Source organism: Solibacillus ferritrahens, assembly GCF_037027585.1.
In the GTDB taxonomy this organism is placed as follows: domain Bacteria; phylum Bacillota; class Bacilli; order Bacillales_A; family Planococcaceae; genus Solibacillus; species Solibacillus ferritrahens.
In genome coordinates this window covers 308,641-323,359 of the sequence record NZ_JAXCLE010000002.1, presented here as the reverse complement: position 1 = coordinate 323,359, position 14,719 = coordinate 308,641, and the positions used below count along the sequence as shown (strand labels likewise).

General features: G+C 38.6%; 16 protein-coding genes. 4 read left to right on the top strand and 12 right to left on the bottom strand.

Annotated features, from left to right (window positions below; genetic code table 11):
• Positions 1 to 388 precede the first annotated feature (388 nt).
• From SNE38_RS03690 to SNE38_RS03675, 4 genes are read left to right on the top strand one after another with little or no spacing between them, the layout of a single operon-like run.
• Entirely contained in the window at positions 389 to 760 is a 372-nt protein-coding gene (locus SNE38_RS03690) for a GntR family transcriptional regulator (protein ID WP_191702426.1), read from the top strand.
• A gap of 2 nt (positions 761 to 762) precedes the next feature.
• The gene (locus SNE38_RS03685; RefSeq protein WP_336045870.1) at positions 763 to 1,608 is read left to right on the top strand and encodes an ABC transporter ATP-binding protein; all 846 of its coding nucleotides are present in this window, start codon (positions 763 to 765) and stop codon (positions 1,606 to 1,608) included.
• Complete coding sequence (locus SNE38_RS03680; protein WP_336045869.1) at positions 1,605 to 2,201, top strand: ATPase; 597 nt, start codon at positions 1,605 to 1,607, stop codon at positions 2,199 to 2,201. The genes SNE38_RS03685 and SNE38_RS03680 overlap by 4 nt, the downstream gene beginning before the upstream one ends.
• Positions 2,198 to 2,818, top strand: a complete 621-nt coding sequence (locus SNE38_RS03675; RefSeq protein WP_191702423.1) for a hypothetical protein — start codon at positions 2,198 to 2,200, stop codon at positions 2,816 to 2,818. The genes SNE38_RS03680 and SNE38_RS03675 overlap by 4 nt, the downstream gene beginning before the upstream one ends.
• Before the next feature lie 42 nt (positions 2,819 to 2,860).
• On the opposite strand, the gene SNE38_RS03670 is transcribed toward SNE38_RS03675, so the two are convergent.
• The 12 genes from SNE38_RS03670 to rimP form a co-directional block, all read right to left on the bottom strand.
• Positions 2,861 to 4,087 carry a M16 family metallopeptidase gene (locus SNE38_RS03670; RefSeq protein ID WP_336045868.1) on the bottom strand — a complete coding sequence of 409 codons (1,227 nt, stop codon included), beginning with the start codon at positions 4,085 to 4,087 and terminating at the stop codon, positions 2,861 to 2,863.
• 108 nt (positions 4,088 to 4,195) lie between these two features.
• Positions 4,196 to 6,310, bottom strand: a complete 2,115-nt coding sequence (gene pnp / locus SNE38_RS03665; RefSeq protein ID WP_191702421.1) for a polyribonucleotide nucleotidyltransferase — start codon at positions 6,308 to 6,310, stop codon at positions 4,196 to 4,198.
• A gap of 272 nt (positions 6,311 to 6,582) precedes the next feature.
• On the bottom strand, positions 6,583 to 6,852 hold the full coding sequence (rpsO, locus tag SNE38_RS03660; protein WP_191698364.1) for a 30S ribosomal protein S15: 270 nt from the start codon (positions 6,850 to 6,852) through the stop codon (positions 6,583 to 6,585).
• A 137-nt stretch (positions 6,853 to 6,989) separates the two neighbouring features.
• Complete coding sequence (gene ribF / locus SNE38_RS03655; RefSeq protein WP_191702420.1) at positions 6,990 to 7,937, bottom strand: riboflavin biosynthesis protein RibF; 948 nt, start codon at positions 7,935 to 7,937, stop codon at positions 6,990 to 6,992.
• 10 nt (positions 7,938 to 7,947) lie between these two features.
• Positions 7,948 to 8,859, bottom strand: coding sequence for a tRNA pseudouridine(55) synthase TruB (gene truB / locus SNE38_RS03650; protein ID WP_191702419.1), 912 nt, complete (start codon positions 8,857 to 8,859; stop codon positions 7,948 to 7,950).
• A 407-nt stretch (positions 8,860 to 9,266) separates the two neighbouring features.
• Positions 9,267 to 9,611 carry a 30S ribosome-binding factor RbfA gene (gene rbfA / locus SNE38_RS03645; protein ID WP_191702418.1) on the bottom strand — a complete coding sequence of 115 codons (345 nt, stop codon included), beginning with the start codon at positions 9,609 to 9,611 and terminating at the stop codon, positions 9,267 to 9,269.
• A gap of 58 nt (positions 9,612 to 9,669) precedes the next feature.
• On the bottom strand, positions 9,670 to 9,948 hold the full coding sequence (locus SNE38_RS03640) for a DUF503 domain-containing protein (RefSeq protein WP_191698368.1): 279 nt from the start codon (positions 9,946 to 9,948) through the stop codon (positions 9,670 to 9,672).
• Positions 9,948 to 12,410 carry a translation initiation factor IF-2 gene (infB, locus tag SNE38_RS03635; protein WP_336045867.1) on the bottom strand — a complete coding sequence of 821 codons (2,463 nt, stop codon included), beginning with the start codon at positions 12,408 to 12,410 and terminating at the stop codon, positions 9,948 to 9,950. Before infB ends, SNE38_RS03640 begins: the two co-directional genes overlap by 1 nt.
• A 14-nt stretch (positions 12,411 to 12,424) precedes the next feature.
• On the bottom strand, positions 12,425 to 12,733 hold the full coding sequence (locus SNE38_RS03630) for a YlxQ family RNA-binding protein (protein WP_191698370.1): 309 nt from the start codon (positions 12,731 to 12,733) through the stop codon (positions 12,425 to 12,427).
• Positions 12,730 to 13,008, bottom strand: coding sequence for an RNase P modulator RnpM (rnpM, locus tag SNE38_RS03625; RefSeq protein WP_191702416.1), 279 nt, complete (start codon positions 13,006 to 13,008; stop codon positions 12,730 to 12,732). Before rnpM ends, SNE38_RS03630 begins: the two co-directional genes overlap by 4 nt.
• A 38-nt stretch (positions 13,009 to 13,046) precedes the next feature.
• Positions 13,047 to 14,174 carry a transcription termination factor NusA gene (gene nusA, locus SNE38_RS03620; protein WP_336045866.1) on the bottom strand — a complete coding sequence of 376 codons (1,128 nt, stop codon included), beginning with the start codon at positions 14,172 to 14,174 and terminating at the stop codon, positions 13,047 to 13,049.
• Between the two features lie 13 nt (positions 14,175 to 14,187).
• Entirely contained in the window at positions 14,188 to 14,673 is a 486-nt protein-coding gene (gene rimP, locus SNE38_RS03615) for a ribosome maturation factor RimP (protein WP_191702414.1), read from the bottom strand.
• Positions 14,674 to 14,719 lie beyond the last annotated feature (46 nt).

Below are 14,719 nucleotides of genomic sequence, written 5' to 3'. Positions count from 1 at the left end.
GAGCCTACCATTACTATATGCATCAAGTCAGTTAGAAGTGAAATGGTTCTCATATTAAGTTTAAACGGCGGTGACTCCAGATTTACTAGGTATTTGCTTTGTAAAAATAGAGGTAAGAATTTCCCTTATTTGATAAATCTCATTAAAAACAGCTGAAATAGCGGTAGAAATTTCCCTTATTGAGTAAATATCAATGAAAAAAATTAATTTTTCGAAGGATAACGGAAATCTATTCCCTTATCTTCCTATAAAAATAAGTAATTTTTAAAATAAGGGTAAAATTTCCACTTATTTCAGTACATCCAAATTTTTCTAACTTTTCAGTAGACACACATCGAATAACTGTATATACTGTACATATACAGTTTTACATTAGGTGGTGAAAACAGTGATAATCAAATTAAGTAATAATAGCGACAAGCCGATTTATGAGCAAATTACCGACCAGTTAAAACAGGCTATATTGACTGGTGTTCTTGTAACAGGGGATTCCCTTCCTTCTATAAGAGCATTGGCGAAAGAGCTGAAAATTAGTGTAATGACGACAAAGCGGGCGTATGCGGATTTAGAACGGGATGGATTTATTGAAACCATTGCCGGCAAAGGAAGCTATGTATCCGAGCGCAATCAGGATTTTTTGCGCGAAGAGCTGATTCGTCAGATTGAAATTCATTTTACTAAAGCAGTATCCATTGCAAGAACGGCAAATGTGCAAAAACAGGAGCTGCATGACTTACTCGATTTACTATTGGAGGAATGACGATGAATGCAATTGAAGTAAAAAATGTATCGAAACAATTCAAGAATTTCCGGTTAAATAATATATCCTTTACTGTTGAAAGTGGAACGATTGCAGGTTTTATCGGGCAAAATGGTGCGGGGAAATCTACGACAATAAAAGTCATATTAAATTTACTCAAAAAAATAGAGGGCGATATTCTCCTGTTCGGAAAGGACCATATTGCGCACGAAGTGGAGTTAAAGGCTCAAATCGGGGTAGTGTTTGATGAACTGCACGTACCTGAAAACTTTACTACTAAAGAATTAGATGTACTTTACGGCAATGTGTACCCTACCTGGGATCGTCCTTATTTTAATGATTTACTAGAACAGCTAGATGTACAAAAATACGACAAAATCAAAACGATGTCCAAAGGAACTAAAATGAAGCTAGCTCTATCATTGGCATTGGCACATCGACCGAAACTTTTACTGTTGGATGAACCAACGGCCGGACTTGATCCGATTGTACGCGATGAAGTGCTGGGTATGCTACAAAACTTTATGGAACAGGAAGGCCATGCGATACTGTTTTCTTCTCATAATACAACTGATTTAGAGAAAATTGCGGATACGATTACGTTTATTCATGAAGGCGAAATTCTGTTTAGTGAAAACAAAGACGATTTGCTGTACGGCTATGGGATTTGGAAAGGATCACTTGAAGAAGCGAAAGTAATTCCGAATCATTCGATTGTCGGTAAACGGGATTATGTATTTGGAGTCGAGTACTTAGTTATGCGTGAATTTGTGAACCCTGTTATTGAACTGCAAAAACCGACGATTGATGATCTGATGCTGTTTTTCGTAAAGGGGCGACAACGATGAAACAGATGCTTTTCCGTTATTATGAACAAGAGTTGTCTGCATGGGTTTTATTTACACCGCTTGTGGCATCATTTTTCGCGCTCCCTCTATTATTTGAAGGTGGCGAACTCGCTGCCTATTTTATTCTGTCTATCAGCATAACGGTGCTGTGTGCAACTTATTTGGATTTACGCGAAAGCCAGCTCGTCATGACAAGTTTATTTCCTATTTCAAAAAAGACGTTTTTCATTGTGGATATTTCTTTTATCGGTCGGTACGCCTTGTACTATATACTTTATACAATCGTAGTAACTTCGGTTATTCAAACTTTACTAGAGCAGCAGCTTGTACTTCCTTCTGCCAAACAAATTTTGTTAAGCATTGTTATCAGCTTTTTAATAATTAGTATTTTCCTGCTGTTACGCCGTATCAAATATGGGTATTACGTTAACCTTTCCATGTTTTTTATCCCGTTAGCTTTTACACAATTAATATCCTTGATTATTAGGCTTTCAACATTTCACAGCATACTATTATTCTTTAGTTCACTAGTACTTATTATCATCGCAGCAAGCATCACTTATTTTCGTGAAAACAGGAGGGACGTCACATGATTTCACTGTTAAAAATACATTTTTATTTATCACGAAAGCTACTCTTTACCGCATTTTTATTCATTATAGGGCTCATAGCAATTCAGTGGGTTATCCTTAGAGAAATTAATTTAGGTTTTGTGACAATATATTTTATAAGCTTAACGCCCGTATTAAGTATTAGTTATTTACTCGAAAACCACTTCATAAGAAAGTTTCGGGTAATGCCGATTGCGCCTAAAGACTTTGTGAAAAGTTTATTTATTTTCAGTTTACTACAGATACTTATCATTCTGCTTCCTATTGGAATTTATCAAACGATTATATATTCGGATAATCAAATAGAGGCCTTTGAATTATCATTTATCGTCATCTTCTTTACTGCAGGAATTGCTTCTATTGGTTCGATGCTGAAAAACTATTTAAGCAATCCTTCACAGGGTACGAAAAGTATTTCAATTTGGTCCATTATCGGTTATTTGTTCATCTTTACTATTGTGCATTTCTTCATCATGCTTATATTTAGTATCATGGACATCAAACTAATGGGGGCAATCTTCTTGCCGATTATTGGGTTAATTGTTTACTATCAATACTATAAAACAGCCGTAACAAAATTTAAGACAGCTGAATTTTAAAAGGACAGCGCTTGCTAAATGTTAGCTGCGCTGTCCTTTCTTTTATTCGTTTTCCGGTCCGATAATGGCAATCGCGGGCTCGGTTAATAAAATTTGTGTAATGAGCTCATCGATGGTTTCCATTGAGATTGCATCAATTTTTTCCAATACTTCATTAACAGTACGATGGTTTTGATGAATAAGCTCATTAACCCCGTTACGGTTCATAAAGTCTTCGGTTCCTTCAAGGCCTAATACGAAGCCGCCTTTTAGTTGTTCCTTTGCATTATCAAGTTCAACTTCCGTTATCCCGCCTGTTACGAGATCAAATAAAGTTTGATCTATTTGCTGCTTTAACGCATCCAAGTTTTGTTTGGAAGCTGAAGCATAAATTGTAAATGTTCCAACATCCTCAAAACTTGACTGATAGCTGAATACGGAATACGCCAGTCCGCGCTCTTCCCGTACTTCCTGGAATAGACGAGAGCTCATATTACCGCCAATAATATTGTTCAGTGCAATAAAGCTGTACATTTTAGGATCTTTTACAGAAATCGCGGGAAATGAAATGGCGATATGTGCTTGTTCTGTATCTCTTACTTTTTCAATTTCACCTGGTATAAATGTAGGATAAGAAGGCTTGGAAACAATCGATTCCGAGCTTGCTTCATAGTTTCCAAATAAAGCTTCTACTTTTTCCAATAAATCTTTTTCAATATTACCAGCAATCGAAATGACAACATTTTGAGGACCGTAATGTTTCGCCATATATCCGCGAATCATCTTTTCGTCAAATGTTGCCAACGTTTCGGGTGTTCCTAAAATTGGTCGCCCTAACGCATCTTCAGGGAACATTACTCCCCATAATTTTTCATGTACATCATCAGCTGGATCGTCTTCACTCATATAAATTTCTTCTAGCACAACTTGTCGTTCCCGCTCGATGTCTTCCTGCGTAAATAAGGAATTAAAAAACATATCGGCTAAAATATCAACTGCCAGCTCCCCATGATGGTCCAGCACTTTTGCATAATAGCACGTATGCTCTTTTGACGTGAAGGCATTAATCTCCCCACCAATACGGTCAAATTCTTCGGCAATTTGACGGGCTGTCCGGTTTTTTGTTCCCTTAAATAGCATATGCTCGATAAAATGGGTAATCCCATTTTCTTCTTTCATTTCATAGCGTGAGCCTGCATTGACCCATATTCCGACCGATAAAGATCTGACATGAGGCATCTGCTCTGTCACAATGCGCACACCATTTTTTGCTGTAATTACTTGTACCATAAAATTTTCTCCTTTAATTCGACTCTTATTAATCATCTTATTTAAAAAAGAGGCTGTACAATAGTGTACAACCTCCCTTTTCATCTTGTTGAAAACGCTTGAAATTAATTATTTCCCTTGTTCTGCGCGCTCTTTTTCTTCTTTAATAACTACTTTGCGTGATAAGTTTACGCGACCTTGCTTGTCAATTTCAATACACTTTACAAGTAATTCATCGCCTAGTTTTAATACGTCTTCTACTTCTTTCGTACGTTCTTCCTGAATTTCCGAAATGTGTAGTAAGCCGTCTTTACCTGGGAAGATTTCACAGAATGCACCAAATTTTTCAATACGTTTTACTGTTGATAAGTAGTACTCGCCTACTTTAGCTTCACGTACGATTGATTCGATCATTTCTTTTGCACGGTTAATCATTGCTTCATCTGCTGAAGCGATGTAGATTGTGCCGTCTTGTTCTGTATCAATTTTAACGCCTGTTTCATCAATAATTTTATTGATTACTTTACCACCCGGTCCGATTACGTCACGGATTTTGTCAGGGTTAATTTTGATTGAAACGATTTTTGGTGCATATTGTGATAATGAAGTACGAGAATCAGAAATCGTTGACATCATATGATCTAAAATGTGCAAACGACCGATTTTCGCTTGAGTTAATGCTTCTTCTAAAATATTACGAGATAGACCATCGATTTTAATGTCCATTTGAAGTGCTGTTACACCTTTAGCTGTACCTGCCACTTTAAAGTCCATGTCACCAAGGTGGTCTTCCATACCTTGGATATCTGATAATACTGTATAGTGCTCGCCTTTTTTAACAAGACCCATTGCAATACCTGCAACTGGTGCTTTAATTGGAACGCCGGCAGCCATAAGTGCCATTGTAGAAGCACAAATCGATGCTTGAGAAGTAGAACCGTTTGATTCTAATACTTCCGATACACAACGAATTGCATACGGGAATTCTTCTTCTGATGGCATTACTGCTAAAATCGCACGCTCACCTAATGCACCGTGACCGATTTCACGACGACCTGGGCTACCGTATCGACCTGTTTCCCCAACTGAGAATTGTGGGAAGTTGTAATGGTGCATCCAACGTTTTGAATCTTCAATACCTATGCCGTCAATAATTTGTACATCACCTAAAGCACCTAATGTACAAATTGATAATGCCTGCGTTTGTCCACGTGTGAATAAAGCTGAACCGTGGGCACGTGGCAATAAATCAACTTCAGAAGAAAGTGGACGGATTTCATCTTGCTTACGACCATCCGGACGAACTTTGTCTTCTGTAATTAAACGACGCACTTCATCTTTTACCATTTTATCTAAAATAGCCTTAACTTGCTTCATCGTCGCATCATCAGCTTCTTGAGCTTCATATCCTTCGATAATACGTGTTTTTACAGCTGTAATATTTTCTTCACGTAATTGCTTGTCCACTGTTTGGATCGCTGTATTCATATCAGCTTCACATTCAGCTTTAATCGCTACTGTTAAGTCTGCATCTAGTTCATATAATGTTACTTCTAATTTTTCTTTACCTACTTCAGCAATAATTTGCTCTTGGAAGGCAATTAACTTTTTGATTTCTTCATGGCCAAACATAATTGCTTCAAGCATGATGTCTTCAGTTACTTCTAAAGCACCTGCTTCTACCATGTTAACCGCATCTTTATTACCTGCTACTGTTAAGTGAACAGTCGATTTTGCTGCTTGTTCCACTGTAGGATTCACAACGAATTTACCGTCGATATAGCCTACATGAACACCAGCGATTGGTCCATCGAATGGAATATCCGAAATAGCTAATGATAATGAAGAACCAAACATTGCCGCTACATCTGCTGGGCAATCTGAATCATTTGACATAACCATTAAAATTGATTGTACTTCATTACGGAAACCATCCGGGAACATTGGACGGATTGGACGGTCGATTAAGCGAGAAGTTAATACTGCCGCTTCTGATGGACGTCCTTCACGTTTAATGAAACCGCCTGGGATTTTTCCTGCTGCGTATAGACGTTCTTCAAAGTTAACTGTTAACGGGAAGAAATCTAATGGCTTTGGTTGTTTAGACATTGTTGCTGTAGCTAACACTGCTGTTTCGCCATAGCGTACCATTGCCGCACCATTTGCTTGTTTTGCTAACTGACCTACTTCTACTACGAGTGGACGACCTGCCCATTCATACGAAAAGACTTTTTTTTCGTTCATTAATTGAACCCCTTTCTTATTGAAACACTCTACGTATCATTTTATGTACCATAGTAAGTGTATCAAAAAAGCGTTTTCTATGCTAAATTTTTTGATTAAATTTATATAAATTTAATCATTATTTTAAACTTTCCAGCAATGGTTTAACTTCTTTCAACAGGCGTTTATACACCTGCTCAAAGAAGTTAAACATCGCACCATTGTTATGGAAAGCTGACTGATTTCAAAACATAATAAAAAGCGGGAAAAATCCCGCTTTTTATATTGTCAGATTAGCGACGTAATCCAAGTTTAGTAATTAATTCACGGTAACGAGCTACATCGTTTTCACGTAAATATTTTAATAAATGACGACGTTTACCTACCATTTTAAGAAGACCACGTTGAGAGTGGAAATCTTTCTTGTGAGTAGCTAAGTGAGCGTTTAAAGCGTTGATTTCTGCAGTTAATACAGCTACTTGTACTTCTGGAGAACCAGTATCTGTTTCGTGCACGCGGTACTCAGCGATAATTTCGTTTTTACGTTGTTGTGTAATTGCCATTTAAAATGACCTCCTAATAAATAAAATATCCCCAATAGCACAGCAATCGCTGGAGTTGCGTGAAAGCCGAGCTAAGGTTCATACGAGAGTTTCGTACTTATGAATAGTACCATAGTTCTTTATATGTGTGCAACTATTTAGCGCAGTTCTTCAAAATAGGCGATTGCTTGTTGTTTATCCATTTCGATTTGCTCAATTAAAGCTTCTATTCCGTTGAATTTCCGTTCACTGCGAATACGTTTATACCAGCCTACGATTACCTCTTCACCGTAAATATTTTTATCAAAATCCAAAATATGCACTTCGATGGATAGTCGCTTTTCGTCCGGATTGTGGAAAGTCGGTTTATAGCCAACATTGCATACACCTTTATACCACTCATTTTGCACTAAAATTTTTACTGCATAGACACCTGTAGCTGGTATGTAACATCCTTCCATTGCCTGCACATTTGCTGTAGGGAATCCCATCGTACGTCCGCGCTTATCCCCATGGACAACAATACCTGGAACTTCAAATGCACGCCCCAATAAGTTACGAACTTGCTCCATCTCACCGTCTTGTAACGCTTTTCGAATACGCGTAGAACTTATTTTTTCTTCAATATCTGAAAGCTTATCAATAACTGTCACACCGTATTTACCGTTTGATAATTGTGCCATAAGCTCCATATTCCCTTTTCCGAATGCTCCAAATGAGAAATCAAAGCCTGCAGTAACATGCAAAACGTTTAAATCAATAATAAAATACTCGATAAATTGTTCAGGTGTTAGCTTCGCAAAATCTGATGTGAAATTCACAACAAATACAGTATCGACATTTAGTTTTTCCAGCGTATCCAACTTTTGTGAAAGTGGCGTAATATAAAACACCTTTTCATTGCGTCCACCTAATACGATTGATGGATGTGGATCAAATGTCATGACAGCACTTTTAATATTTAGTTCTTCTGCTTTTTGTTTTGCAGCCTCAATAACCGCTTGATGCCCTTTATGTACCCCATCAAAAAAACCGATTGCCAATGAATAGGGCTGTTTTCCTTTTTGAGCTAATTGATGGGGGTATTTTAAATGAATAACGTTCATTATGTGCCTCCTAATTAATTTCGGGGAACATTTTATCTGGCTTCATTTGCCCTTGTTTAGTCGGATGGGCGATATAAACCGCAAATGCTCGTCCCTCTACACCATACACAATTTTATCATGTTCTTTTAATAATGCATGCATTGGGAGAACTTGTCCATTGAAAATTTGTTTTTCAATATCAGCCGTAATTTCAATAAAGGGATAATCCGACAAGGCATATTCAACAGGCAGTAAAAATTTCCCCTGTTCTCCGGATTCCATCATTTCAGCGATTTGTGCTAAAGTGAAACAATTGTCCTTTGTAAATGTACCTGAAGCAGTACGAACAAGTTCATGCATATGTGCCGGGTAGCCTAATGCTTCCCCAATTTGAACGGCTAATGTTCGAATGTAAGTGCCTTTTGAACATTTAATGCGGACCTGGAATGTCACTTCTTCTCCCTCAAATTTTTCGGCATCATCTAATAATTCCAGCTCATATATTTTAATTTTACGTGTTGGGCGCTCTACCGTCTGACCTGCCCGCGCATATTCATAAAGCTTTTTCCCGTTTACTTTTACAGCCGAGAACATTGGAGGCGTCTGTTCGATTTCTCCCGTTAACGTTGTAAGTGCCTGTAAAATATCAGCACGCGAGAAGGATTTAACATCGCTGTTTTGTTCGACAGTTTCCCCTTCTGCATCTTCTGTTGTAGTCGTACGTCCGATTGAAACGACCGCTTCATACGTTTTGCCTGCATCAGTTAAATATTCTGCAATTCTTGTAGCCTGGCCTATGCAAATTGGTAAAACACCTTCAACACCTGGATCCAGTGTCCCTGTATGTCCTACCTTTTTTGTCTTTAATATTTTTCGTAATTTAAACACGCAGTCATGACTTGTCATGCCGCGCTCTTTCCATAATGGCAAAATACCGTTCATATGCTTGCTCCTTTATTTGTACTCCATGTGTGCGAATCCCAGGTTAGTCGAAATTAAAATAACGGTAAGTTTTACTGTTATTTGTAGATAAGGTCTTATTTTGAGAGAAATAAGGGTAGATATTTCCCTTATTCATCGAAAAATCATATTTTTAAATGGTTTTTAGGTGAATAGAGGAAATTCCTACCGCTATTTTGACCTTTTTTCACTCGATTTTCCAAATAAGCGGAATTTCTCCTTAAATTTAATCAAAGTGAAGTGCCCGCTTTCCTGAGGTTGTGGCTCCAGCTGTATTGTGACTCTACCTTAGCATAAAATTTATTTCCTTCACAAAACTTCTGATTTTAAAGTAACTTCTAAAACAAAAAAGTCTGCCTGCATAGTTATGCAGTGCAGACTTCTTAGTTTTATTTATCTTCGTGTAATCCACGTAGTAATGCATCAATTTTATTACCGTATTCGATTGCTGTATCGAATTCGAATGCTAGTTCAGGCGTACGGCGTAAGCGAATACGTGAACCAACTTCAGAACGGATAAAACCAGATGCTTTTTCTAAAGCTTGCAATGTTTCCGAACGTTCTCGGTCATTACCTAACGATGTAATATAAACAGTTGCTTGCTGTAAGTCTCCTGTTACGGCTACATCTGTAACTGTAACGAAACCTACGCGTGGGTCTTTGATTTTGCGTGCAATGATTTCAGTAATTTCCTTTTTCATTTGCTCGCCAACTCGATTAGAACGTAGAGACATAAATGTCACCTCATTTAACTTGCGTAATTGATGTTTTAATTTCCACTATATGTGGACTTTACAAATATTCACGATAAAAATCCAACTGTTCCCATTGTGGATTTGACTGTAAAAAGTGTACTGCACGCATTAGCTCGCGTTCAGCAGCTTCTTTGGAAGAAGCAACTGACACAAGTGCTAATCTTGTACGCTGCCATACATCTTGATGGTCAATTTCAGCAACGGAAACATTGAACTTTTGTTTCGTCCGCATTACCATTCGTTGTAGAACAGCACGCTTTTCTTTTAATGAGTGGGCAGTCTGAATGATGAATTCAATCTCTGCATACACAATCATTACTTACGAACAATCTCTTCCATTACGAAGGCTTCGATAATGTCGCCTTCTTTAATGTCATTGTAGTTTTTAACTGTGATACCACACTCATAGCCTTTTGCTACTTCTTTTGCGTCATCTTTAAAGCGTTTTAATGAATCTAATTCGCCTTCAAAAACAACAACGTTTTCACGGATTACACGTACACCCGCATCGCGTACCATTTTACCTTCAATAACGTATGAACCTGCAATTGTACCGACTTTAGAGACTTTGATTGTTTGACGAACTTCCGCTTGACCAACGATTTTTTCTTCGTATTCTGGATCAAGCATCCCTTTCATCGCTTGTTCGATTTCTTCGATTACTTTATAGATGATACGGTGTTGACGAATATCTACACCTTCTTCATCCGCAGCACGCTTAGCGTTCGTATCAGGACGTACGTTGAATCCGATAACAATAGCGTTTGATGCAGCAGCAAGTGAAATATCTGATTCTGTAATAGCACCCGCACCTGTGTGGATGATTTTTACGTTAACACCTTCAACATCAATTTTCATTAATGAAGAAGCCATTGCTTCCACTGTACCTTGTACGTCTGCTTTTACGATTAAGTTTAATTCTTTCATCTCGCCTTGGCTCATTTGTTCAAATAAGTTATCAAGTGTTACACGTTGCTTTTCAGAACGCTGTGCTTGAATCGCAGTCATTGAACGTGACTCACCAACTTGACGAGCTGTTTTTTCGTCTTGGAATACAACGAAACGGTCACCCGCTTGTGGTACTTCATTTAGACCAGTAATTTCTACTGGAGTTGATGGGCCAGCAGTTTTAATACGACGACCTAAATCGTTTACCATAGCACGTACACGACCATATGCGTGACCAACTACGATTGGGTCACCAACACGTAATGAACCATCTTGAACTAATAATGTTGCAACAGCACCGCGACCTTTGTCTAATTGTGCTTCGATTACTGAACCGATAGCAGCACGAGTCGGATTCGCTTTTAGTTCCCCAACTTCTGCAGTTAAAAGAATCATTTCTAATAATTCATCGATTCCTTCACCTTTTAGTGCTGAAATTGGAACAAAGACTGTCTCTCCACCCCATGCTTCAGGAACTAAGCCATGCTCTGTTAATTCTTGCTGAACGCGGTCAGGGTTTGCTGAAGGTTTATCCATTTTGTTTACAGCTACGATAATTGGTACTTCGGCTGCTTTCGCATGGTTGATTGCTTCTACTGTTTGAGGCATTACACCGTCATCAGCTGCTACAACGATAATCGCGATGTCTGTTATAGATGCTCCGCGCGCACGCATTGTAGTGAATGCTGCGTGTCCTGGTGTATCTAAGAACGTAATTTTCTTGCCATTTTCAGTAACTTGGTAAGCACCGATATGTTGAGTGATACCACCTGCTTCGCCAGCAGTTACTTTTGTGTTACGAATTGAGTCAAGTAAAGTTGTTTTACCGTGGTCAACGTGACCCATGATTGTTACAACTGGTGGACGCTCTTCTAAAGCATTTTCATCCACTTCTACGATTGAATCATCGAAGTACGTATCTAAATCTGTTTTGTCGATACGAATTTCTTCTTCCACTTCTACACCGTAGTCAGCACAAATAAGCTCAATCGCATCTTTGTCTAACTCTTGGTTAATTGTTGCCATTACACCAAGCATGAATAATTTTTTAATAATTTCCGATGGCTCACGGTGTAATTTTTTTGCAAGTTCTGCAACTGACAAGCTTTCGTAGAACGTGATTTTTTCCGGTAATTCTTTTTGTACCATTGGCTGCGGTGCTGGGCGATGCGTACGACGTTTACCGCCATTAATTCCTGGCTTTCTACGTTGTTGGTAGCCACCCTTATTCTGCGTGTTACCGCCTTTATTATTACTATTATTTTGGTTCGTTCCGCCTTTGCGGTTGTTATTAGTATTTTGAGTCATATTTCGATTTTGGTTACCTTTTTCATTTCTTTGTTTTTCGCCTTGTTGCGATATTGTTTGCCCTTGGGCATTTGTTGATTTGTTCGGTTGTTGCGGTCTTGTTTGCCCTTGGGCATTTGCCGGTTTATTCGGTTGTTGCGATCTTGTTTGCCCTTGGGCGTTTGCCGGTTTATTCGGTTGTTGCGATCTTGTTTGCCCTTGGGCGTTTCTTGGTTTGTTCGGTTGTTGGTTAGTTGAAGCAGATTGTGGACGATCCTGCTTTAGATTCTGTTGTGCGTTTCTCTGCCCTTGCTCACCAGGTTTTGGCGATGCATTTACAGCTTTGACAGATGGTTTTGCAGGAGAATCTTTCGTTGGTTCTGCTGCTTGCTTAAAGACAGAATTTAGTTTTGATACCGCCTGTTCATCAATTACCGCCATGTGATTTTTCACTGGCAGATTGAAACTTGCAAGCTTCTCAATAACTTCCTTACTTGTTTTATTTACCTTTTTCGCATATTCATGAACTCTTACTTTGCTCATCTGCTCACCCCCGATTAATTTTCGTTGAGTAGACTAGACATTTTTTTAGCAAATCCGCTATCTGTAATAGCAATCGCTACACGGGCTTCCTTCCCGGTAGCATGTCCAAGATCATATCGATCTCCGAAAACATAATACTCAACGTTATAAAACGTACATTTATCTTGAATTTTTTTACTTGTATTCGCTGAAGCATCCGATGCTAAAAATACTAGTTTAGCTTTGCCATTACGAATTTCCCTTATGACAAGCTCTTCTCCAGAGATTGTTTTTCGAGCACGTGCCGCTAAGCCTAATAGCTGCAGCAATGCAGGGTTTGTCATAAAATCGACTCCCTGCGGATTAGTGTCAGCAATTCCTCATACACTTCATCCGGCACTTTTGCATCAAGCTGGCGATCTAAAATATTCTTTTTACGTGCGATTTCCACCGCTTGTTCCGTTTTAGAAACATATGCTCCACGACCGGATTTTTTTCCTGTAATGTCAACTGTTACTTCGCCTTCTTTAGAACGAACGACTCGAATCATTGACTTTTTTGGAAGCATCTCACCTGTTGCGACACATTTACGTAAAGGAATTTTTCTATTAACGACCATTTTGCTCACCCTCCTTGCAAAATCATTCCAACAGATGATTATTCTTCATCTTCACCATATAAATCAAATTGTACATCTTCATTATCTTCATGTGGTATGAATGTGCTCGTTTCAGAAGGATAGATTCCTAATTCACGTGCATCAGTTTCACTCTTAATGTCGATTTTCCAACCAGTTAATTTTGCGGCTAAACGTGCATTTTGACCGCGTTTACCGATTGCTAAAGATAGTTGATAATCCGGTACAACAACCGTTGTTGACTTTTCTTCTTCATTTACTTGAACGTCTAAAACTTTTGAAGGACTTAATGCATTTGCAACGAATACGACTGGATCCTCAGACCATTCAACGATATCGATTTTCTCGCCGTTTAGTTCGTTTACAATTGTTTGCACACGTGCACCTTTTGCACCAACACATGAGCCTACAGGATCTACTTCTTCATTATGTGCATATACAGAGATTTTTGAACGGTCTCCCGCTTCACGTGCAATTGATTTAATTTCAACTGTGCCATCATAAATTTCTGGAACTTCCATTTCAAATAGACGACGCAGTAATCCAGGATGAGTACGAGATACGATTACTTGTGGACCACGTGTTGTGCGCTCAACTTTAGTAATGTAAACACGGATGCGTGAAGTTGGCTTATACACTTCACCTTGAATTTGTTCGTTCACTGGTAATGCTGCTTCTACTTTACCGATGGATACGTAAATATTACGTGCATCTTGACGCTCAATTAATCCAGTAACGATATCATCTTCACGGTCTACATATTCTTCATAAATCAAACCGCGTTCTGCTTCACGTACACGTTGTGTTACAACTTGTTTTGCAGTCTGTGCTGCGATGCGCCCGAAGTTACGTGGTGTTACTTCTTCTTCTACGATGTCACCAATTTCATAAGCTGCATTAATAAACTTCGCATCTTCCAATGCGATTTCTAAGCGATCGTCTTCTACTTCTTCCACTACGTCTTTACGCGAATAAACGACCATTGAACCTGTTTCAAGGTTAAGGTCGACACGAACGTTTTGTGCTTGGTTGAAGTTACGTTTATACGCAGTTACTAAAGCCGCTTCAATCGCTTCAATCAATACATCTCTTGAAATACCTTTCTGCTCTTCAAGGGCAGTTAGGGCATCTAGTAATTCACTACTCATTTTGTTTTCACTCCTAAATTTGCTTATCTGAAAAATCGATGGCAAGACGTGCCTGCGCAATTTTTTCTTTTTCAATTTGTACTGTAACTTTACGTGTTTTAATACGGAATTCGATTTCTAAATATTCATCTGTATATGCGCGTAAATAACCATAGAATTCTTTTAAATCCTTAATTGGCTCATAAGTTTTCACAAAAATGTATTTGCCGATTGCTTTTTCAAAGTCCTGTTGTTTTTTTAATGGACGTTCGGCTCCTGGTGAAGAAACTTCTAAATAATAGTTTTGCTCGATTGGATCGTTTTCATCCAGTTTCTCGCTTAAACGCTCACTCACTTGTGCGCATTGTAAAATATCAATGCCGCCCTCAGGTGTATCAACGTAAATACGAAGGAACCAGTCGCGTCCTTCTTTTAGGAACTCGATATCAACTAATTCTAATTCAAGCTCTTCCACGATCGGTGTCACTAGCTCTTCAATGATCGACGTAACTTTGCTCATCGTATCCTCCCTAGCGTCTTTGTCTCTTAAAAATCATGATGTTATT